This window comes from Stenotrophomonas maltophilia, assembly GCF_006970445.1.
GTDB lineage: Bacteria > Pseudomonadota > Gammaproteobacteria > Xanthomonadales > Xanthomonadaceae > Stenotrophomonas > Stenotrophomonas maltophilia_AU.
Map to the genome: position 1 here is coordinate 4,429,462 of NZ_CP033877.1, position 20,823 is coordinate 4,450,284.

At 67.6% G+C, this 20,823-nt stretch carries 21 protein-coding genes; 6 read left to right on the plus strand and 15 right to left on the minus strand.

Going from position 1 to position 20,823, the window contains the following annotated elements; all coding sequences use genetic code 11:
- Positions 1-120: 120 nt before the first annotated feature.
- From rpmG to EGM71_RS20330, 4 genes are all read right to left on the minus strand, one after another.
- Positions 121-288, minus strand: a complete 168-nt coding sequence (gene rpmG, locus EGM71_RS20315; protein WP_169411268.1) for a 50S ribosomal protein L33 — start codon at positions 286-288, stop codon at positions 121-123.
- Positions 289-298: 10 nt separating this feature from the next.
- On the minus strand, positions 299-535 hold the full coding sequence (gene rpmB, locus EGM71_RS20320; protein WP_005411638.1) for a 50S ribosomal protein L28: 237 nt from the start codon (positions 533-535) through the stop codon (positions 299-301).
- A 247-nt stretch (positions 536-782) separates the two neighbouring features.
- Complete coding sequence (locus tag EGM71_RS20325) at positions 783-1,292, minus strand: DNA polymerase III subunit epsilon (protein ID WP_188486752.1); 510 nt, start codon at positions 1,290-1,292, stop codon at positions 783-785.
- 55 nt (positions 1,293-1,347) lie between these two features.
- Positions 1,348-2,241 (minus strand): LysR family transcriptional regulator, encoded by an 894-nt coding sequence (locus tag EGM71_RS20330; RefSeq protein WP_188486754.1) that lies wholly within the window; start codon positions 2,239-2,241, stop codon positions 1,348-1,350.
- A gap of 109 nt (positions 2,242-2,350) precedes the next feature.
- Here EGM71_RS20330 and EGM71_RS20335 point away from each other — a divergent pair, with 109 nt between their 5' ends.
- The 5 genes from EGM71_RS20335 (at position 2,351) to EGM71_RS20355 (ending at position 9,557) form a co-directional block, all read left to right on the plus strand.
- On the plus strand, positions 2,351-2,749 hold the full coding sequence (locus EGM71_RS20335) for a RidA family protein (RefSeq protein WP_019661743.1): 399 nt from the start codon (positions 2,351-2,353) through the stop codon (positions 2,747-2,749).
- A 743-nt stretch (positions 2,750-3,492) separates the two neighbouring features.
- On the plus strand, positions 3,493-3,825 hold the full coding sequence (locus EGM71_RS20340; protein WP_164115421.1) for a hypothetical protein: 333 nt from the start codon (positions 3,493-3,495) through the stop codon (positions 3,823-3,825).
- A gap of 56 nt (positions 3,826-3,881) precedes the next feature.
- Positions 3,882-5,135: a TolC family protein gene (locus EGM71_RS20345; RefSeq protein ID WP_188486756.1), complete on the plus strand. Its 1,254-nt coding sequence runs from the start codon at positions 3,882-3,884 to the stop codon at positions 5,133-5,135.
- Positions 5,132-6,337, plus strand: coding sequence for an efflux RND transporter periplasmic adaptor subunit (locus EGM71_RS20350; RefSeq protein ID WP_188486757.1), 1,206 nt, complete (start codon positions 5,132-5,134; stop codon positions 6,335-6,337). The genes EGM71_RS20345 and EGM71_RS20350 overlap by 4 nt, the downstream gene beginning before the upstream one ends.
- A 10-nt stretch (positions 6,338-6,347) precedes the next feature.
- A complete protein-coding gene (locus tag EGM71_RS20355; protein ID WP_188486759.1) occupies positions 6,348-9,557 on the plus strand; it encodes an efflux RND transporter permease subunit in 3,210 nt (1,069 codons plus the stop codon).
- Positions 9,558-9,649: 92 nt separating this feature from the next.
- On the opposite strand, the gene EGM71_RS20360 is transcribed toward EGM71_RS20355, so the two are convergent.
- The 9 genes from EGM71_RS20360 to EGM71_RS20400 all read right to left on the minus strand — a co-directional run bounded on the left by EGM71_RS20360 (position 9,650) and on the right by EGM71_RS20400 (position 17,912).
- Complete coding sequence (locus EGM71_RS20360; RefSeq protein WP_075676707.1) at positions 9,650-11,425, minus strand: DUF885 domain-containing protein; 1,776 nt, start codon at positions 11,423-11,425, stop codon at positions 9,650-9,652.
- A 343-nt stretch (positions 11,426-11,768) separates the two neighbouring features.
- Positions 11,769-12,116: a lipid-A-disaccharide synthase N-terminal domain-containing protein gene (locus EGM71_RS20365; RefSeq protein ID WP_188486761.1), complete on the minus strand. Its 348-nt coding sequence runs from the start codon at positions 12,114-12,116 to the stop codon at positions 11,769-11,771.
- Positions 12,116-12,838 (minus strand): glycosyltransferase family 2 protein, encoded by a 723-nt coding sequence (locus tag EGM71_RS20370; protein WP_049443806.1) that lies wholly within the window; start codon positions 12,836-12,838, stop codon positions 12,116-12,118. The genes EGM71_RS20365 and EGM71_RS20370 overlap by 1 nt, the downstream gene beginning before the upstream one ends.
- Before the next feature lie 89 nt (positions 12,839-12,927).
- A complete protein-coding gene (locus EGM71_RS20375; RefSeq protein WP_057500911.1) occupies positions 12,928-13,893 on the minus strand; it encodes an NAD-dependent epimerase/dehydratase family protein in 966 nt (321 codons plus the stop codon).
- 51 nt (positions 13,894-13,944) lie between these two features.
- On the minus strand, positions 13,945-14,676 hold the full coding sequence (locus EGM71_RS20380; protein WP_188486763.1) for a suppressor of fused domain protein: 732 nt from the start codon (positions 14,674-14,676) through the stop codon (positions 13,945-13,947).
- Between the two features lie 125 nt (positions 14,677-14,801).
- Positions 14,802-15,725: a ParB/RepB/Spo0J family partition protein gene (locus EGM71_RS20385; protein WP_019338308.1), complete on the minus strand. Its 924-nt coding sequence runs from the start codon at positions 15,723-15,725 to the stop codon at positions 14,802-14,804.
- Positions 15,725-16,522, minus strand: coding sequence for a ParA family protein (locus tag EGM71_RS20390; RefSeq protein ID WP_188486765.1), 798 nt, complete (start codon positions 16,520-16,522; stop codon positions 15,725-15,727). The genes EGM71_RS20385 and EGM71_RS20390 overlap by 1 nt, the downstream gene beginning before the upstream one ends.
- Before the next feature lie 112 nt (positions 16,523-16,634).
- Positions 16,635-17,273 (minus strand): 16S rRNA (guanine(527)-N(7))-methyltransferase RsmG, encoded by a 639-nt coding sequence (gene rsmG, locus EGM71_RS20395; RefSeq protein ID WP_188486767.1) that lies wholly within the window; start codon positions 17,271-17,273, stop codon positions 16,635-16,637.
- 39 nt (positions 17,274-17,312) lie between these two features.
- A complete protein-coding gene (locus EGM71_RS20400) occupies positions 17,313-17,912 on the minus strand; it encodes a 4'-phosphopantetheinyl transferase family protein (RefSeq protein WP_188486769.1) in 600 nt (199 codons plus the stop codon).
- Positions 17,913-17,996: 84 nt separating this feature from the next.
- Here EGM71_RS20400 and EGM71_RS20405 point away from each other — a divergent pair, with 84 nt between their 5' ends.
- Positions 17,997-18,248, plus strand: coding sequence for a GlsB/YeaQ/YmgE family stress response membrane protein (locus EGM71_RS20405; protein WP_005411656.1), 252 nt, complete (start codon positions 17,997-17,999; stop codon positions 18,246-18,248).
- Between the two features lie 72 nt (positions 18,249-18,320).
- Here EGM71_RS20405 and xth read toward each other — a convergent pair whose 3' ends face one another.
- A complete protein-coding gene (gene xth / locus EGM71_RS20410; protein WP_188486771.1) occupies positions 18,321-19,088 on the minus strand; it encodes an exodeoxyribonuclease III in 768 nt (255 codons plus the stop codon).
- Between the two features lie 173 nt (positions 19,089-19,261).
- Positions 19,262-20,671, minus strand: coding sequence for a coniferyl aldehyde dehydrogenase (locus tag EGM71_RS20415; RefSeq protein ID WP_188486773.1), 1,410 nt, complete (start codon positions 20,669-20,671; stop codon positions 19,262-19,264).
- Positions 20,672-20,823: the final 152 nt, after the last annotated feature.

Here is a 20,823-nt window from a genome sequence, read left to right on the forward strand (position 1 = left end):
GGTGGAGGGAGTGTGCCGACCAACGGTCGGCACCCACAGGCACCCACCACGGGAACATCGGGCATGAAAAAACCCGCCACATGGGCGGGTTTCTTCGCGGGGACCAGCAATCCTTGCGGATTACTTGATCTTGCCTTCCTTGTACAGGACGTGCTTGCGCACGACCGGATCGTACTTCAGGAATTCCATCTTCCCCGGGGTGTTCTTCTTGTTCTTGTCGGTCGTGTAGAAGTGGCCGGTACCGGCCGAGGAAATCATACGGACCTTATCGCGCTTGCCTGCCATGATGCTTTACTCCTCAGACCTTTTCGCCGCGCGCACGCAGCTCAGCCAGAACGGAATCAATGCCGTTCTTGTCGATGGTGCGCAGTGCATGCGCGGAAACACGAAGCTTGACCCAGCGGTTCTCGCTGGCCACCCAGAAACGGCGCTCGTGCAGATTCGGCAGGAAACGACGACGGGTCTTGTTGTTGGCGTGCGAGACGTTGTTACCCGTCTGCACTCGCTTGCCGGAAACCTGGCATACGCGGGACATTGCGCACCTCGATAGTAATAGTTGTCAGCCCGTAGCCCGGGAGACGGCGGCCTCGATGGTTGCCCACCACACGTCAAGAGAATCAAAGGGTTACGCTGGCGTTGGGCGGCCGGGGACGTGCTCCCGGGGACGCCGCCCGGTAGAAAACCGGACACAGCGAGCCGCGCATTATGCACGTGTTCAAGCACTTGCGCAAGTTACCCACAGGCTGGGGCTGAATGCGACGGCCGCTCCCTGTAGAACCAGCTCAACGCAGGTGCGGGATCACCTGGGCCAGCAGATGGGCATCCTTCAACGCGCCGTGCAGGCCCCGGTTGCCGGGAATACGCAGGCGCTGCAGCACATCGTCCAGCTTGTTGCCCTGCCCCGGCCAGCGCCCGCGCGCCAGCTTCAGGCTGCAGGTGATGCGGCAATGCTGGGCCAGCGTGCCGGGGATGCCCGCCAGGCGCAGCTCGTTGTCCAGGAAACCCACGTCGAAGGTGGCGTTGTGCGTGACCATCTCGCTGCCGCGCAGGAAGTCCAGCAGTTCGGCGGCCTTGCTGGAGAACAGCGGCTTGCCCACCAGCATCGCATCGCTGATGCCATGCACGCGCTGTGCGCCCCAGTCCACCCTGCGCTGCGGCTGCAGGTAGGTGTGGAACTGGCGGCCGCTGAGCTGGCCATCGATCAGTTCGACAGCACCGATTTCGATCACCCGGTGCCCCAGGCGGTGGGAGATGCCGGTGGTTTCGGTATCCAGTGCGACGATGCGGCTCATCAGGGTGTGCGTTCTCCAGTACGTGCACGCCGATTTTCGCACGCGACCGATGCACTCACCCCAACGCTTCCACCACCCAATCGATGAACACGCGCAGCCGCTGGCTCATGTGCCGGTTCGGCGGGAACATCACATGCATCGGCATTGGCGGCAGCTGCCAGTCCTGCAGCAGCGGCAGCAGCTCGCCACGCGCCACGTGCGGTTCGGCCATGTAGCTGGGCAGCGCCACCACGCCGAGCCCAGCCAACGCAGCGGCCAGATACGCATTGCCGTCGTCGAAACCGACCGTGTAGCGGCCCTGCACCTCAACGCGTTCATCGCCGCGCTGTGCGCTGAATACCCGCGCCCGGCCACTGCGCGGGCTGAGGAAGCCGACCATGTGGTGGTCGGGGCCTTCCAGCGCGCGCGGGTCGGTCGGCAGGCCGAAGCGCTGCACATAGCCGGGGCTGGCGTGGAAACTGATCGGCAGCGCCGCCAACGGCCGCGCCACCAGCGCTGGGTCGGCCGGGGGGCCACCACGGATCACGCAGTCGACGTTGTCGGCGATGACATCGACCTCGCGGTCACTCACGCCGATATCCAGCTGGATCTCCGGGTAGCGCGCCTGGAAATCCGGCAATGCCGGCACCAGCCGCAGCCGTGCGTACGGCCCGGGCACATCCACGCGCAGGCGCCCGCGCGGCTGGGTGGCCGCGTCGCCCAGCCCGCCCTCCACCTCTTCCAGCTCGGCCAGCAGGCGGGCGATGCGCGGGTAGTAGGCCGCGCCATCGGCAGTGACGCTGACCCGGCGCGTGGTGCGGTTGAGCAGGCGCAGCCGCAGGTGCGCCTCCAGCTGCTGCACCAGCTGGGTGGCCGTGGTGCGGCTGATCTGCAGGGTCTTTGCGGCACGGGTGAAGCTGCCGGTCTCCACCACCCGGGCAAACGCCCGCATCGCCTCGAAACGGTCCATGGCGGGCCATGATTGTTTGGAATCAGCAATCAATCTAGGCCGATCATCGCGGTTTATCCAGACAGCGCTGGCGCGGAGGATGGGCGTTCTCTCCCACGGGTTCCTTCCCATGTCACAGCGTGATGTCGTTTTCCCCGCCGGCCGCCAGGCCCTGTACGAGCGCAACCGCTACTCGCCGGCAATTCGATCCGATGGCTTCCTGTTCGTCTCCGGCCAGGTCGGCAGCCGCGAGGACGGCTCGCCCGAGCCGGACTTCGAAACGCAGGTGCGCCGTGCCTTCGAGAATCTCAATGCGGTGCTGGCTGCTGCGGGCTGCACGTTCGATGACGTGATCGACGTGACCGTGTTCCTGGTCGATCCGGAAACCAACTTCGAGAAGGCCTGGGCGATCGTGCCCGAGTACTGGGGCGAGGCGCCGCACCCGACCCTGACCGGTATCGGCGTGACCTGGCTGTATGGGTTCCAGTTCGAGATCAAGGTGATCGCGAAGCTGCCGGCAGACCGGTAGTGCCGGCCGCTGGCCGGCAATGTGTCGGGAGTCGAAAAGCGTGTCGACCAAGGTCGACACCTACCAGGGCAGTCGGCGTGACCTGGCTGTATGGGTTCCAGTTCGAGATCAAGGTGATCGCGAAGCTGCCTGCAGACCGGTAGTGCCGGCCGCTGGCCGGCAATGTGGTGGGGTCGAAAAGCGTGTCGACCAAGGTCGACACCTACCAGGGCAGTCGGCGTGACCTGGCTGTATGGGTTCCAGTTCGAGATCAAGGTGATCGCGAAGCTGCCCGCAGACCGGTAGTGCCGGCCGCTGGCCGGCAATGTGTCGGGGGTCGAAAAGCGTGTCGACCAAGGTCGACACCTACCAGGGCAGTCGGCGTGACCTGGCTTTACGGGTTCCAGTTCGAGATCAAGGTGATCGCGAAGCTGCCTGCAGACCGGTAGTGCCGGCCGCTGGCCGGCAATGTGGTGGGGTCGAAAAGCGTGTCGACCAAGGTCGACACCTACCAGGGCAGTCGGCGTGACCTGGCTGTATGGGTTCCAGTTCGAGATCAAGGTGATCGCGAAGCTGCCCGCAGACCGGTAGTGCCGGCCGCTGGCCGGCAATGTGTCGGGGGTCGAAAAGCGTGTCGACCAAGGTCGGCACCCACCAGGGCAGAAGGCCCCCCGGGCTGCCCACCTGAACGGGAGATTCCGACGTATTCCCGAAGCGGCCATTGATATTGTATCCGGCGAAAACCGCTTGCTAGCCTCCCCTCCATGCGCCGGATCTCCCGCCACCTTCGCTCGTACCTGCTGATGCTGCTGATGGCGGCATTCGTGGTCGTGCCGGTGGCCGACGCACTGGCCTGCACGGTGGAACCGCACGCCAGCACGGTGCATGTGGAGTCCGCACCGGATTCCGATGGCGACAGCGACGGCAAGCATGTGGGTGCCTGTGGCCACAACCACTGCCACCACTCCAATCTGAGCCTGCCGGCCAGCACCCTCGCCGCCTTCGGTGCGCCACTGCCGGCGCGCTGGATGAATGCCGGCGACGCGGCGACCTACGCGGTCGCCCAGGATGAACTGACGCGTCCTCCCCGGGCGTGAGTTGAGCGCGTCCCGCGATTGCGGGCTCCCGTTTCACTCACAACCGGAATCCCCCTATGTCGATCCTGACACCTCGGTCGCCGCGCGCGGCCGGGCTGGTCGTCGCCGTGTTGCTGGGCCTGGCCCCGGCAATGCAGGCGTCGGCACAAGCCGCCCCTTCCTACGACATCCTGCTTGAACGCCTGGACCAGCTGCCCGGTACCCGCGTCGGCACAGCGCTGGCCGAGGCCGCCGACGCGCGCGCCGACCAGGCCCGTGCGTTGCCCAACCCTTCTCTCTCCTACTCCGCCGAAAATGCCTGGGGCACCGGCTCCTATGGCGGCATGGGCAAGGCCGATACCGTGCTCACCCTGTCCCAGCCGCTGGAGGTCTGGGGCCAGCGCGGCGCGCGCGTCCGTGCGGCCCGCGCCGAAGCACAGGCGGCCAATCTGCGTGGCGCGCAGAGCCGCAGCGACGTGGCCAGCCAGCTGGCGGTGGTCTACGCACAGGCGGAAAGTGCACTGCGCCGCTACACCCTGGCCGAAGAGGCACTGAGCCTCACCCGCGATGACGCCAACGCCGTCAACGCGATGGTCAAGCAGGGCCGCGAACCGCAGCTGCGTGCGGTGCAGGCGCAGAGCGAAGTGGCCAACGCCAGCGCCTCGCTGGATGAAGCGCAGGCCTTCCGCGATGCCGCGCTGGCACGCCTGGCCGGTGCCGCGCTGCTGGATGCGCCGGTGCAGTCGATCGACAACAGCCTGCTCGACCGTGCGCCGCCGCTGCCACGGGGTGCCACCGATGTGGCGCTGGCGGTGCGCATCGCCGAAGCCGAAGCCGATGCGGCAGGCAAGCTGGTCGACGTGGAGCGCAAGCGCGCCCTGCCCGATCTGAGCGTCACCGCCGCGCAGACCCGCTTCCGCGAAGGCGGCGAGCGTGCCTACAACCTCGGGGTCAGCCTCAGCATCCCGCTGTTCGACCGCAACCGCGGTGGCATCCGCGCCGCCAATGCCGACCAGCGCGCGGCCGAAGCACGCCTGGACCAGCAGCGCCGCGACAGCGAGGCCGCACGCCTCTCCGCCGTGGCCGGACTGAAGGCGGCCGGCAGCCGTACCCGCGCCGCCGATGAAAGCGTGGTCGCTGCCGAAGAGGCGTATCGCCTGGCACGCGTCGGCTTCGACGCCGGACGCATCTCGCAGCTGGAACTGCGCAGCACGCGCAGCGCCCTCATCGCCGCCCGCGGCACCGCCGTGGATGCGCGCCTGTCGCGCGTCGGCGCGGAAATCGATCTTGCCCGCCTTGAAGGGCGCGCACCTTTTGTGGAGGCCCAATGACTCTCTCCCGCACTTTCCCGCTGATCGGCGGCGTGCTGCTGACCATGCTGCTGGCCGGCTGCGCTGGCAACGCGCAGACGCCTGCAAATGAAGACCCGACTGCGGCCAAGGCCGGCACCGACGACGGCCATGGCCATGCGACCGACAGCAAGGAAGCCAAGGCCGAATCCGCCAAGGCCCCCGCCGATGCGGATGAGGGTGTCGTGCAGTTGACCCCTGAGCAGATCAAGGCGTCTGGTATCGAAGTGGTCGCGATCGGTCGCGGTGGCGGTGGCTCCACGCGCCTGTCCGGCCGGGTCGAACCGTCGGTGGGCGCCCGCGCCTCGGTGGCTTCGACCGTGACCGGCCGCGTCGAACGCGTGCTGGTCGCACCGGGCACCGCGGTGAAGCAGAACCAGGCACTGGCCATCGTAGTCAGTGGCGAAGCCGCGGTGTTCCGCGCCAATGCGCTGGCCGCATCGGCCGAAGCCGAGGCTGCCCGCCTGGCCTATGGCCGCGACAAGGCACTGGTCGACCAGGGCGTGGTCGCCCGCCAGGAAATGGAAGCCTCGCGCGCACGTTCGCTGGCGGCACAGGCCCAGGCCGCTGCCGCGCAGGCCCAGGCCGCCGCCAACGGTGCGCCCGATGCCAGTGGCCGCGTACGCATCACCAGCCCGGTGGCCGGCATCGTCGGCAACGTGCAGGTCACTCCGGGCGGTGTGGTCGCCGCCGGCAGTGCAGTCGCCGATGTCGCCGACCCGACAATGAACGAGCTGGTGTTCACCGCACCGCCGGCGCTGGCCGCACAGGTCTCTCCCGGCATGAAGCTGGAAGTGAGCGTGCCGGGTGGCAGCTTCACCGCCACCGTCACCGGTTCGGCCGCCGATGTGCGCCAGCAGGGCGGCGTCGCGGTGATCCGCGCCACGCCGGTGGACGCTTCGCTGCCGCCGGCCGGTTCGCCGGTTTCGGCAGTGGTGGTCACCGAAGGCCAGGACGGTTCGCTCAGCGTGCCCGCCGATGCGGTGCAGAACGTCGATGGCAGCAGTGCGGTGTTCGTCGCCGTCGAAGGCGGCTTCAAGGCGCAGCCGGTCCTGGCCGGGCGCCGTGCCGGTGACCGCATCGAAATCCTCGGTGGGCTGACCGGCAGCGAACGCATCGTCGGTGCCAACGCCTTCCTGCTCAAGGCCGAACTGGCCAAGGGCGAAGCCGAGCACGGCCACTGAGGAGGCGACCATGTTCAAGCTGATCATTGAAACAGCGGTGCGCCACCGCTGGCTGGTGGTGTTCATGGCGGCGCTGATCGCCGCCGTGGGCCTGTTCCAGCTGGGCAAACTGCCGATCGACGCGGTGCCGGACATCACCAACCGCCAGGTGCAGATCAACACGGTGGCACCAGCGCTGACGCCCGAACAGATCGAGCGGCAGGTGACCTATCCGCTGGAAACCGCGCTGGCCGGCATTCCCGGCCTGACCACCACGCGTTCGCTGTCGCGCAATGGCTTCTCGCAGGTGACCGCGATCTTCACCGATGCGACCGACATCTACTTCGCCCGCCAGCAGGTGGCCGAACGCATGCGCGAAGCGTCTGAAGACCTGCCCGATGGTGCGTCGCCGATGCTGTCGCCGGTCACCACCGGCCTCGGCGAGGTGCTGATGTGGACGGTGGACTTCACCGCGTTCGATCCGGCCAAACTGGCCAAACCCGGTGAAGCGGGCTGGCAGGCCGGCGAGGTCTACCGCACACCGGAAGGCAATCTTCTGCGTACCCCCGAAGAACGTGCGACCTACCTGCGCACCGTGCAGGACTGGATCATCGCGCCGCAGATGCGTTCCAGCCCGGGGCTGGCCGGCGTCGATACGGTCGGCGGCTATGTGAAGGAATACGGCGTGCATCCGGACAGCGCCAGACTGGCCGCGCACGGCCTCGGCCTGGCCGACCTGGTCACTGCCCTGCAGCGTTCCAACGTGCAGGCCGGTGCCGGTTTCGTGCAGCGTGCCGGCGAAGGCCTGGTGGTGCGGGCCGATGGCCTGGCGCTGACCACCGACGACCTGGCACAGGCCCCGGTAGCGACCCGCAATGGCGTGGTGGTACGCGTAGCCGATGTGGCCGACGTCGACCTGAGCCGCGCGCCGCGACTGGGTGCGGCCAGCCGCAACGGCCATGAGGCCGTGCTGGGCACCGCGCTGATGATTGCCGGTGGCAACAGCCGCACCGTGGCGCAGGCAGCTGCGGCGCGCCTGGAACAGGTGAACACGTCGCTGCCGGCCGACATCGTGGCCGCGCCGGTGCTGGACCGCAGCGTGCTGGTCAATTCCACCATCAAGACCGTGGCCAAGAACCTCACCGAGGGCGCGCTGCTGGTGGTGGTGGTGCTGTTCCTGCTGCTGGGCAACCTGCGTGCAGCGACGATCACCGCGCTGGTGATTCCGCTGTCGTTCCTGTTCGCAGTGATCGGCATGAACCGCTTCGGCATCAGCGGCAACCTGATGAGCCTGGGTGCGCTGGACTTCGGCATCCTGGTGGACGGTGCAGTGATCGTGGTCGAGTCCACGCTGCTGATGCTGGGCCAGCGCCGCGCCGAACTGGGCCGTGCGCTGACCGCGATGGAGCGCCTGCGCGTGGCCGCCGATTCGGCGATGAAGATGGCGCGCCCTGCGGCCTTCGGCCAGTTGATCATCCTGTTGGTGTTCGCCCCGATCCTCACGCTGGAAGGTGTGGAGGGCAAGACGTTCCACCCGATGGCGGCGACCTTCATGCTGGCCCTGGTCGGTGCCTTCATCTTCTCCTTCACCTTCGTGCCGGCGATGGCCGCGCTGCTGGTGCGCGAGCCCAAGGTGAAGGACGGCGACGCGCATGCGGACGACGGCGAGCACGAAACCAAGCTGATCCGCGTGCTGCGTGCGCGCATCGAACCGGTGGTGCGCAAGGCCGTGGCACATCCGCGCACGGTGCTGGCCGGTGCGGTGATGATGGTGGTGGTGGGCATCGGCTCGTTCTCGCTGCTGGGCCGCGAGTTCATGCCTACGCTGGATGAAGGCAACGTGGCGATGCAGGCCCTGCGCGTGCCGTCGACCTCGCTGGAACAGTCACTGGCGATGCAGCTGGCACTGGAAAAGGCGATTGCCAAGCAGCCGGAAGTGGAGACCGTGTTCTCGCGCACCGGTACCGCCGAGGCGGCGATCGATCCGATGCCGACCAACATCTCCGACAGCGTGATCGTGCTGAAGCCGCGCAGCGACTGGCCCAACCCGAAGCTGGAAAAGGAAGCACTGGTGGCACGCTTCGAGAAACTGGCCGGGCAGCAGCTGGGCAACAGCTTCGAGTTCAGCCAGCCGATCGAACTCCGCTTCAACGAGCTGATCTCCGGCGTGCGTACCGACCTGGCGGTGATGATCTTCGGCGATGACTTCAGCCAGCTACAGAAGGTGGCCGACCAGGTGGCGCTGAAGCTGCGTGCGGTGAACGGCGCGGCCGACGTGCGGGTGGAACAGATCTCCGGCCTGCCGACGCTGAACGTGGCGATCGACCATGTGGCAGCGGCGCAGTACGGGCTGACCGCGGCGGACGTGAGCGATGCACTGTCCACGGGTATTGGCGGTACCGCGGCGGGCAAGATCTTCGAAGGCGATCGCCGCTTCAACGTGGTGGTGCGCCTGGACGATGCCTCGCGCAACGATCCGGACCAGCTCGCTTCACTGCCGATCGCCACGCCGTCGGGGCTGGTGATTCCGCTGTCGTCGGTGGCGCGCATCACGGTGAGCGAAGGGCCGAACCAGATCAGCCGCAACAACGGCAGCCGGCGCGTGGTGGTGCAGGCCAACGTGCGTGGCCGCGACCTGGGCGGCTTCGTCGGCGAAGCGCAGGCCGCGGTGGCCGACGTGGCACTGCCGCCGGGTGCCTACCTGACCTGGGGTGGCCAGTTCGAGAACCTGCAGCGCGCGGAGAAGCGGCTGGCGACGGTGGTACCGGTGGTATTCCTGCTGATCGGCAGCCTGCTGTTCATGGCCCTGCGCAGCGGCAAGGAAGCCATTCTGGTGTTCAGCTGCGTACCGTTGGCGCTGGTCGGCGGCATCCTCGCGCTGCTGCTGCGTGGCATGCCGTTCTCGGTGTCGGCGGCGGTCGGCTTCATTGCCGTCTCCGGCGTGGCCACCTTGAATGGCCTGGTGCTGATGCAGGCCATCCGCGAGCGCCTGGATGCCGGCGACCTGCCGCTGCAGGCGGCGATCAACGGTGCCTCCAGCCGCATCCGCGCGGTGCTGACCACGGCGCTGGTGGCGATCGTCGGCTTCATTCCGATGGCGATCGCCAGCGGTTCCGGCGCGGAGGTGCAGAAGCCGCTGGCGACGGTGGTGATCGGTGGCCTGATCACCGCCACCGTGCTGACCCTGCTGGTGCTGCCGACCTTCGCTGCACGGGTGGCCAAGCCGCGGGCGGTGGGCTGAGGTTGGGGGTCGGAGCCCTTTCCACAGGAAAGGGATCCGACCCCGTGACAGGGTCGGATTGCCGGCCGGCGGCCGGCATTACCCTGGTGTGGTCAGGCCTTCTTGCGCTCGGCGATGTAGGCCTGGATCTGCTGTTCCAGCACCGGCAGCGGCACCGAGCCCTGCTTGAGCAGGGTGTCGTGGAAGCCCTTGATGTCGAACTTGTCGCCCAGCTCCTTCTCGGCCTGCGCACGCAGGCGCACGATGGCGATCTCGCCCAGCTTGTAGCTCAGCGCCTGGCCTGGCCAGGAAATGTAGCGGTCCACTTCGGTGGTCACTTCATGTTCGCTCAATGCGGTGTGGTCACGCAGGTAGGCCAGCGCCTGCTCGCGGGTCCAGCCCTTGCTGTGCACACCGGTGTCGATCACCAGGCGCGCAGCGCGCCACATCTCGTAGGTCAGGCGGCCGAAATCCTCGTACGGGGTTTCGTAGATGCCCATCTCCACGCCCAGCTTCTCGCAGTACAGCGCCCAGCCTTCGCCATAGGCGGAGATGTAGGCGTTGCGGCGGAACTCGGGCAGGTTCTTCTGCTCCGCGGCGATCGCGCCCTGCAGCGAGTGGCCCGGATCGGATTCGTGCAGGGTCAGTGCCGGCAGGTTGTACAGCGGGCGCGACGGCAGGTTGTAGGTGTTGAGCCAGTAGGTGCCCATGCCACCACGGCCAGCGGTCCAGAACGGTGCGATGTCCGGCGGCACCGGCACGATGGTGAAGCGCGCGCGCGGCAGCGTCATGTACTTGCCGAGCTGGCCGTCCGCCCGCTTGGAGATCCACGCGGCACGCGACAGCAGCTCTTCCGGCGTCTTGGCATAGAACTGCGGATCGGTGCGCAGGAAGGTCAGGAACTCGGCGAAGCTGCCCTTGAACTTCACCTGCTTGATGATGTCGTTCATTTCCTTCTGGATGCGCTCGACCTCACCCAGGCCGATGCGGTGGATCTCGTCCGGCGACAGGTCCAGCGTGGTGTATTCGTGGATCTGCTGCTTGTAGTACGCCTTGCCATCAGGCATCGCTTCGGCGGCCAGGGTGGTACGCGCCTGCGGCACGTATTCGTTGACGAAGAAGGTGCGCAGCTGCTGGAACGCCGGCACGACCTTGCCGCTGATCGCCGCACGCGCCTGCGCCTGCAGCTTTGCCTGTTCGGCGGCCGGGATGCTGTTGGGCAGCTTCTTGAACGGCGCGTACAGCGGCGACTCGGTCGGGTCCTTCAGTTCGGCAACGGTGGCGATGGACACTTCGCGACCATCGAGCACGGCACGCGGCACGCTGAAGCCACGCTTCAGGCCGGCGCGCATGTTCTCGGTCTGCTGGCCGAAGTAGCGCGGCACATCATTCAGGCGTGCGATGTAGTTCTGGTAGTCCTGCGCGGTCTTCATCTCGCGCCGGGCCATGAAGGACAGGTTGGACCAGAACGAGGAGTCGGCGTTGAACGGCATCTCGTAGCCGCGCAGGCGCGTCTCTTCGGCCAGGTTGAACACCTGGTCGTGGTAGATCGCGTAGTTGACCTGGTTGTCGGGTGACAGGGTCTTCGGGTCGATCTTCTTCAGCGCGGCCAGGGTCTCGTCCCACACCTTCAGGCGTGCCTGCTGCGCGGCCGGGCCGATGTCGGGCATGCGGGTGGCGTTGGCCGGGGCGTCTTCGTCCTCGCTGGCTTCACCGCCGCCCTGCTGGCGCCATTTCCATTCCTTCTCGTACAGCGCGCGGAAGGCAGCATCAGCGGGCGATTCGGTGGCCACGCTGGCCGGCGCGGCGGTTGCGGCGGGCGCAGCGGCCAGAGCCACGGCGGGGGCGGACAGGGCGATCAACAGGGCAACGGCAAGACGGGTTTTCACGAGCACAGGTTCCCGGGAAGGCAGACCCCGATCATGGCACCGCACACGGCCCGTGGCATGGGACGAAGGTCCTGCCTGGGCCGTGCCCGGTAGCTACCGACCTTGGTCGGCGCTGGCTTTCCCCGTGTGCCAACCAAGGTTGGCAGCTACCCGGCACGGCTGCCGGGCATGCGGTAGATCCACGCCATGCGTGGATGCGCCGGGTCCGGATACACCTGTGCCGACCAAGGTCGGCACCTACCGGAGCGTGGCAGACCGGGGTCTGGTGGCGGCCGACCTTGGTTGGCCCCCAAACCCAGCGCCGACCAAGGTCGGCATCTACCGGATGGGGGACCCGGGGGCCTCAGTGGCTGGCCCTGTCGCGCTTCCAGCCCCGGTGCTTGATGTCCAGGTGCAGGCTGTACAACGCGGTGAACGCCGGGAACAGGTTCTGCAGCACGCCCACCGAGTCCTGCTTGGCCGAGAACAGGAAGTAGCTCAGCGTCATCAGGCTGCCGACCACGCTCATGTACCAGAACAGGCGCGGGATGACCGGCTTGCCGGCACGCTTGGAGGCGACGAACTGGACCAGCCAGCGGCCACCGAACATCAGCGCGCCGGTGTAGCCGATCAGCTTCCAGCCGGTCACATGCAGGCCGGTCCAGTACAGCCAGGTCAGCGGCTGGTCGAGCCAGTGCAGTTCCAGGCCCATCACCGTTCTTCCACCGCGGTGCGCTTGCTGCGGGTGATCAGCCAGGCCACGCCACGCAGGTCACGGATGCCGACCAGTGCACGGCCCAGGTTGTTGTACTTGGACACGCCGGCGGTGCGGTGGCGGTGGTTGACCGGCACGCTGGTGGTCTTCCAGCCGGCGCGCTGCATCAGCGCCGGCAGGTAGCGGTGCATGTGGTCGAAGTACGGCAGGTCGAGGAACGCGCTGCGTTCAAACAGCTTGATGCCGCAGCCGGTGTCGGGCGTGTCATCGCGCAGCATGCGCGCGCGGATGGCGTTGGCCCAGCGGCTGGCCCAGCGCTTGCTGCCACTGTCCTGGCGGTTGACGCGCCAGCCGGCGAACAGCTTCACCTGCGCCTCGGCGGCATCGCGCGCGGCCAGCAGCTTGGGGATATCGGCCGGATCGTTCTGGCCATCGCCATCCAGGGTGGCGATCCACGGTGCGCGCGCGTGCTTGACGCCGGTGCGCACGGCGGTGCTCTGCCCGCTCTGGTTCACATGGTGCAGCACGCGCAGTTCCGGGGTGGTCGCCTTCAGCCCCTGCAGCACCGCCAGGGTGTCATCGCGCGAGTGATCGTCGATGTAGACGATCTCGAACGGCAGCCGGCCACGCAGCGCAGCGGTGATTTCGGCAACCAGCGGGGCGACATTGTCGCGCTCGTTGAACACCGGGACGACAACGGAAAGCTCGGGTTGGCTCATAAGGCACTCGGCCAAGGGGGGACAAAGACCGCGCATTCTCCGAAACCGAGGTTATCCGAAGATGAACCCGGCGGCGTGAGGATCCGTCCTCAGGCGCGATCGCCAAAATACTCGCGGCACCACTGCACCACAGGTGGCAGGCCTTCTTCGATCGGGGTCACCGCATCGAAGCCGAACGCGTCATGTGCGCGCCGGGTATCGGCCATCGTGCGCACCATGTCGCCGGGCTGCATGGGCTTGTAGACCTTCTGCGCGGGGCGGCCGGCGGCCTGCTCGATCACGCTGATGAAGCGCTCCAGCTCGACCGGCGTATGGTTGCCGAGATTGAACACCCGGTGCGGCACCGGACCGTCGGCCGGATGCGCGAGGGCGCCGAGGATACCGGACACAATGTCGGAGACATGTGTGAAATCGCGCTGCATGCGGCCTTCGTTGAACACGTCGATCGGCCGCCCGGCCAGCACCGCGCGCGAGAACAGCAGCGGTGCCATGTCCGGCCGGCCCCAGGGGCCATACACGGTGAAGAAGCGCAGGCCGGTGGCATGCAGGCCGTAAAGCTGCGCGTAGGTGTAGGCCATCAGCTCGTTGGCGGCCTTGGTCGCCGCGTACAGCGAACGCGGCTGGTCCACGCGCTGGTCCTCGGAGAACGGCGGCGTGGCCGAATCGCCGTACACCGAGCTGCTGGAGGCATACACCAGGTGTTGCACGCCACGGTGGCGGCACAGCTCGAGCATGTTGACGAAGCCGACCAGGTTGCTATCAACGTAGGCGTGCGGGTTTTCCAGCGAATAGCGCACGCCGGCCTGAGCGGCCAGATGGATCACCGCCGTCGGCTTCACTTCGTCGAACAGCGCGGCCAGGCCCTCGCGGTCGGTCAGGTCGAGGGTGCGCAGGTCCAGGGTCGGGCACAGTGCGGCCACACGGTCGCGCTTGATCTGCGGGTCGTAGTAGTCGTTGAAATTGTCCAGGCCGACCACCGGCTGGCCCGCCTCCAGCAGCGCGCGGGCGGTGTAGGCACCGATGAAGCCGGCAGCGCCGGTGAGCAGGATGGTCATTGCAGTTGCCTGGAAATCAATGAGTACAGGTGCAGAGGATACGCTGCGGACTCAGAACAGCCCGAAACGCTTCTTGGCCACGTTGGTGCGGCCGGGTTCGATCACGTCCTGGATCTTCTTCGCATCGAAGCGGTCGAGCAGCGCCTCGGCGCCCTTCTTCAGCTTCAGATCCATCTCTTCCGGATACAGCGGAACCAGGGTCATGAAGCTGATGGTCTTGCCGTCGTCCAGTTCCAGCGTGGCGAATTCTTCCGGGGCAGTCACCGGTGGAAGCACGATGGCACCGTCGAAACCCACGCCCGGCGCGTAGGGCTGGCTGGGATGGCCGTTGGGAATGGTGTGGCCGAAGCCCAGCCAGGTGTCGTACTCGTGCGGCAGCCGCGCCATGCCCTTCAGCAGGCGCACCGGCCAGTAGTTGCGTTCGTCCTCGAAGGCGTCCTGCGTGATCGGCCAGTCGGCCGGCAGGGTCACCATCAGCTCCATGTAGCGCGGCACGTCCGTGTCCACCTCGGCGGGCACGGTCATCGGCAGGTCGCTCATGCCGGAGGTGACCAGACGCAGGTACGGGAACTGGTCATTGGCCGGTACCACGTGCACGTCGATGTGCACCAGGTCGGAGATGATCTCGTGGAAGACACCGGACACCGGGCCCAGATGGCGCTCGATGTGCGCGCCGATCGCCTCGATGTGTTCTTCCCCCTGCGGCGGGGTGAAGTCCTTCTGCCGGCTGTGCACCATGATCGGGCTGCCGCCCGGGCTGACGTCGTCGAATGTGTTGCTCATGTCCTGCTCCCTGGATGAGGCCACGGACCGGAGAGCAGGCATCCCCCGGCGCGCGCGGCGGTGCGTTCCCTGTCATCTACAGGACGCGGCAGGAACAGGCCGCATCCCCTGGCGCTGCGCCGGGCTCAGCCCTGGCGCGTACGCAGTTTTTCCAGCACGCCGTCCAGGGTATCCAGGTCGGTGTAATGGATGATCAGCTTGCCCTTGCCACCCCGGCCGTGGCTGATCGCCACCTTGGCACCCAGCGCTTCGGACAGTTCGGTTTCCAGCGAGGCGATGTCGGCCTGCTGCACTTTCGGTGTGGCGACCGGGCGGTTGCTCGGCACCTTGCCGGCCGCGAAGGCCTGCGCACGGCGCTCGACCTCGCGCACCGACCAGCCTTCATCGGCCGCTTCCTGTGCCAGCTTGCCGGCCAGCTCGGGGGCCAGTGTCAGCAGCGCGCGGGCGTGGCCCATTTCCAGGCGGCGGGTTTCCAGCAGCAGGCGGATCGCCACCGGCAGCTCCAGCAGGCGCAACAGGTTGGACACCGCCGCGCGTGAGCGGCCGACGGCCTCGGCGGCCTCGGCATGGGTCAGGGTGAATTCGCTGATCAGGCGCTGCAGCGCCTCGGCTTCTTCCAGCGGGTTGAGGTCTTCGCGCTGGATGTTCTCGATCAGCGCCATCGCGATGACGGTGCGGTCTTCCAGCTCGCGCACCACCACCGGCACTTCGTCCAGGCCGGCCAGCTGCGATGCGCGCCAACGGCGCTCACCGGCGACGATTTCGTAGTTGCCTGCCGGCAGCTGGCGCACCAGGATCGGCTGGATCACGCCCTGCGACTTGATCGAGTCGGCCAGCTCGGAGAGCTTGCCCTCGTCCATCTCGCGGCGCGGCTGGTACTTGCCCGGCTGCAGCTGGCCCACCGCCAGCTTGCGCAGCACTTCACCCGGCAGCGGCTCGATCACCGCGGTGGTGGCCTGCACCTGGCTGACCGCGCCTTTCGGGCCCAGCAGCGCATCCAGGCCACGGCCGAGGCCTCGCTTCTTGGCTGCCGGCTTGCTGCTGGTCATCAGACGGTCTCCACGGCCTTGGTGGCCTTGTTGCGTTCGTTGTTGCGGCGGATGATCTCGCCGGCCAGGCCCAGGTAGGCCACGCCACCGCGCGAGGCGCGGTCGTAGCCGACGATGCTCTGGCCATGGCTCGGCGCCTCGGCCAGGCGCACGTTGCGCGGCACGATGGTGCGGAACACGCGGTCGCCGAAGTGCTCGGTGAGCTCGGCCGAGACCGCGTTGGCCAGGTTGTTGCGCACATCGAACATGGTGCGCAGCACGCCTTCGATCTCCAGCGCCGGGTTGAGGTTGGCACGCAGCGCTTCGATGGTTTCCACCAGCGCGCTCAGGCCTTCCAGTGCGTAGTACTCGCACTGCATCGGCACGATCACCGAATCGGCGGCGGCCAGCGCGTTGAGCGTCAGCAGCGACAGCGCCGGCGGGCAGTCGATCAGGATGTAGTCGTACTCGTCGCGGATCGGTGCCAGCGCGCGCTTCAGCCGCTGCTCGCGCTCGCTCTGCGCCATCAGCTGGATCTCGGCAGCGGTCAGGTCGATGTTGCCGGGCAGCAGGTCGTAGCCTTCGGTGGTCTGCACGCGCACATCGGCGGCGCTGGACTCGCCCAGCAGCAGATCGTAGGTGGAGGAGACCAGCTCACGCTTGTCCACGCCACTGCCCATGGTCGCGTTGCCCTGCGAATCCAGGTCGACCAACAGCACGCGCTTGGGTGCGTTGGCCAGGGAAGCGGCCAGGTTGACGGCGGTCGTGGTCTTGCCGACGCCACCCTTCTGGTTGGCGATGGCGATGATGCGGGCCATGCGGGTGTGCCTCGTCGACGTGTGCTGGGACCGGTCATTATGCGTACAACCGGCCCCTTGCGGAAATCGTGGATCGCCAACCCGTTGTTCCACAAAGGGCTGGCGGCGGGAATCAGGGGCCTGTAACAGTGACCAGGTGGCGTTCGCCGGCCAGGCCGGGCACGCTCAACGGGGTCACCTCACGCACCTGCCAGCCATCCGGCAGGTCCGCGATCTCTTCATGCGGGTAGACGCCCTTCATGGCCAGCAGTACGCCGCCGGGGCGCAGCAGGTGGCCACCGACGCGGACGATCCCCGCCAGGGTGTCCATCGCGCGCGCGGTCAGCTGGTCGTAGCGGCCGGCCTCGTCCAGCGCCTCGGCGCGCGATTCGGCCACGCGGGCGTTGTCCAGGCCGAGCTGGCGCACGGCCTCGCGCATGAAGCGCGCCTTCTTGCCGTTGCTTTCCACCAGGGTGACCTGCAGGCCCGGGCAGGCGATCGCCAGCGGGATGCCGGGCAACCCGGGACCGGTGCCGAGGTCGGCCAGGCTGCCATCAGCCACGAACGGCTGCATCGCCAGCGAGTCGAGCAGGTGGCGGGTGACCATCTCCTGCGGATCGCGGATGGCGGTGAGGTTGTAGGTGCCGTTCCAGCGGTGCAGCAGGGCCAGGTAGCGCAGCAGCGGCGGCGCCAGCGCGGCGTCCAGGCCCATGCTGGCCAGGCCCTGTTCCAGCGTGGCAGACACGCTGGCGGGAAGTGGGTGTTCGCTCATGCCGCCATTATCGCCGGTTTTGCGCGCTGATTCCCCGCTTCAGTGTGGATACCAGGCCAATGCCGCACGGAACTGGCCAGTGGCCTGCCATTCGTGCAGGTGCCAGCGCGCGGCCTCGCCCAGTTCCGGGTCGCACCAGCGCAGGTGCAGGGCGCCATCGGCCCCCGGCGCCAGCTGCAGGCGGTGCAGGCCGAACGAGATGCCCTGGCCGTGCGCCTTCAGGATGGCCTCCTTGATGCACCACACGCGGAAGAACCAGTGCTCGCGCCCGGCCGCGTCCAGGCTTTCCAGCCAGGCCACCTCCTCGGGGTGGAAGAAGCGCTGCACGATCTCCAGCAGGCGGGCCCGCGGCCGCAGCAGCTCCAGGTCCACGCCCAGCCGCACGCCTTCGCCCAGCGCCACCAGCAGCACCTCGCCGCTGTGGCTCCAGCCGGTGCCGTAGTGGGCCAGCGCGCCGCTCAGTTCCGGTCGGCCCTTGTCATCGCGGACCAGCGGCAGCGTCTCCGGGTCGGCGCCCAATGCCTGCGCCAGCACCTGGCGTGCCTGCGGTTCACCGCGGTGCCCCGGCACGTGCGGGCAGCGCCACACCGTCACCGGACCGAAGCGCCACGGGCCGTCGAGGGTGGCTGGCAGGCTCATCCGCACGCGCCCATCACGCAATTCCACGACGGGTTCACAGCCCTGCGCGTCAACTGGTCACAGTTCCCCACCGGAGGTTCGATCATGGGCATCATCATCTGGCTGATCGTCGGCGGCATCGTAGGCTGGCTGGCCAGCATCATCATGAAGCGCGATGCCCAGCAGGGCATCATCCTCAACATCGTGGTCGGCATCGTCGGCGCGCTGATTTCCGGCTGGCTGTTCGGCGGCGGCATCAACGAAGCGATCACCATCCGCACCTTCCTGTTCTCGCTGATCGGTGCGGTGATCCTGCTGGCGATCGTCAACCTGTTCACCCGCAAGAGCATACGCTGACGCGGCCGTCGTGCCGGCCGCTGGCCGGCAGACGCATCACAACGGGCCCGGCAATCGTCGGGCCCCGTTCGTTCAACCGATCTGCACCCACGCCGGCGCATGGTCGCTCGGGCGTTCCCAGGTACGCGGCTCGCGGTCGATGCCCGAGGCCACCGCACTGCCCTTCAGCGCATCGGAGACCAGGGTCAGGTCGATGCGCAGGCCCAGGTTGCGGCGGAAACCGGCGGCACGGTAATCCCACCAGCTGAACACACCGGCCTCGTCGTTGTGCAGGCGGAAGCCATCGTGCAGGCCCAGCTGCAGCAGCTTGTTCAATGCGCCGCGCTCGGCGGTGGAGGTCAGGATGTGGTTTTCGTTCCACACCTCCGGGTCGTGCACATCGCGCGCGTCCGGGGCGATGTTGAAATCGCCCATCACGATCAGCTTCGGGTGCCGCTGCAGTTCTTCGGCGATCCAGGCATGCACCGCCTCCAGCCAGCGCAGCTTGTATTCGTACTTGTCGGTGCCGATGTCCTGGCCGTTGACCACGTACAGGTTGATCACCCGCAAGTCGCCGAAGGTACCGGCGATGACGCGCTTCTGCTCGTCCTCGAAGCCGGGAATGCCGATCTGCACGTCCTGCGCCGGCTCACGCGACAGCAGCGCCACGCCGTTGTAGGTCTTCTGGCCGGCGAACACGCTGCGGTAGCCCGCGCCGATCAGCGCCGAATCGGGGAACTTGTGGTCCTCCAGCTTGGTTTCCTGGATACCGACGATGTCCGGGCCGAAATCCTTGAGCCACTGCTCCAGGTGCGGCAGGCGGACATTGAGCGAATTGACGTTCCACGAGGCGATCTTCATGGGGGCATTCTACCCGGGTGGGCCGCCCATGCCCCGGTCGTCGCCAACCTTGGTTGGCGCGGGTCGGTCCACGCATGCCAACCAAGCTTGGCACCTACCGGTAGTGCCGGCCGCTGGCCGGCAACTCCATGAACCCTCGGCGAGACCCTGCATTTGCCGGCCAGCGGCCGGCACTACCGAAGCAGCAGCTTCAACAACCCCGCAATCTTCGAATACGGCGGCCGCAGCCGGTCACTGGCGGCCCAGCGCGACTGCCACAGCACCGGCAGCCGCTTGCTCATCGCATCGAATCCGGCGCGGCCGTGGTACGCCCCCATGCCGCTGGCCCCTACCCCGCCAAACGGCAGGCTATCGGCGGCGAAATGCAGCAGCGTGTCATTGACCGTCACCCCACCGGCCACCACCTGGCCGAGGATGCGCTCCACCGTGGCCCGGTCATGGCTGAAGGGATACAGCGCCAGCGGTCGATCACGGGACAGTACGTCGGCCAGCGCCGCCTCCAGGTCCGGGTACGCCCGCAGCGGCAGGATCGGCCCGAAGATCTCCTCGCGCATCAGCTCCAGGTCGTCCGGCGGGTCCAGCACCACGGTCGGCACCAACAGGCGCTCGCGGTCGGCGCGCGCCTCATCCACCTGCGCCAGCGGAATGACCGGCACGCCGCGTTCGCGCGCTTGCGCCAGATAGCCCTGCAGGCGCCGGTACTGGCCTTCGTTGATGATGCGCGTGTAGTCGTCGGCGCTGCTGAAATCACCGTAGCGCTCGCGTACCTGCTGCTGCAGCGCCTGCACGAACTCACGCTGGCGCGCGGTATCGATCAGCACGTAGTCCGGTGCGATGCAGGTCTGCCCGGCGTTGAACCATTTTCCGGTGGCGAGCCGCGCTGCGGCTTTATCCAGCGGGAAATCGCGACAGACAATCGCCGGCGACTTGCCGCCCAGTTCCAGCGTGACCGGTACCAGATGTTCGGCCGCTGCGGCCATCACCTTGCGGCCAACGGCCGTGGAGCCGGTGAACAGCAGATGGTCCAGCGGCAGCGACGACACCGCCGCGGCCACGTCCGCCTCGCCCTGCACCACCGCCACGCGATCGGGCGGAAACACACTGGCCAGCAGATCAGCCAGGAACGCGCTGGTGCGCGGCGTATGTTCGGAGGGCTTCAACAGCACGTGGTTGCCGGCGGCGATGGCGGTGGCCAGCGGCACCAATGCCAGCGTGACCGGGTAGTTCCAGGGCGAGATCACCCCGACCACGCCCAACGGCGTCGGCCGCAGCTGCGCGCGCGCCGGCCACAGCCGCCAACCGGCGCCGACCCGCTGCGGCTTCGACCAGCGCCGCAGATGGCGGCGCAGGTGGTCGATGGCCGACAGCACGCTCATGCCATCGGCCAGCTTCGATTCGACGTGGGCGCGGTGGCCGAAGTCCTCGGCGATGGCCTGGGCCATTTCGTCCAGGCGTGGCCTCAGCGCCTCGCGCAGGCGGCGCAGGTCATTCTCGCGCTGGTCCAGCGACGGGCGCTGCGACTGCCAGGCGCTGCGCAGGGTGTGCAGGAGGGCGGGAAGGTCTGTCGGCGTGGTGGTGGTCATGGGCCGACTATACGGCGTGCTGTGCAGCGCAATGGTAGTGCCGGCCGCTGGCCGGCAGCCCCATGGATCTCCGGCATACATCGTGCATTTGCCGGCCAGCGGCCGGCACTACCAAACAAAAAGGCCGCGGTCTGCACCGCGGCCCCTGAAAC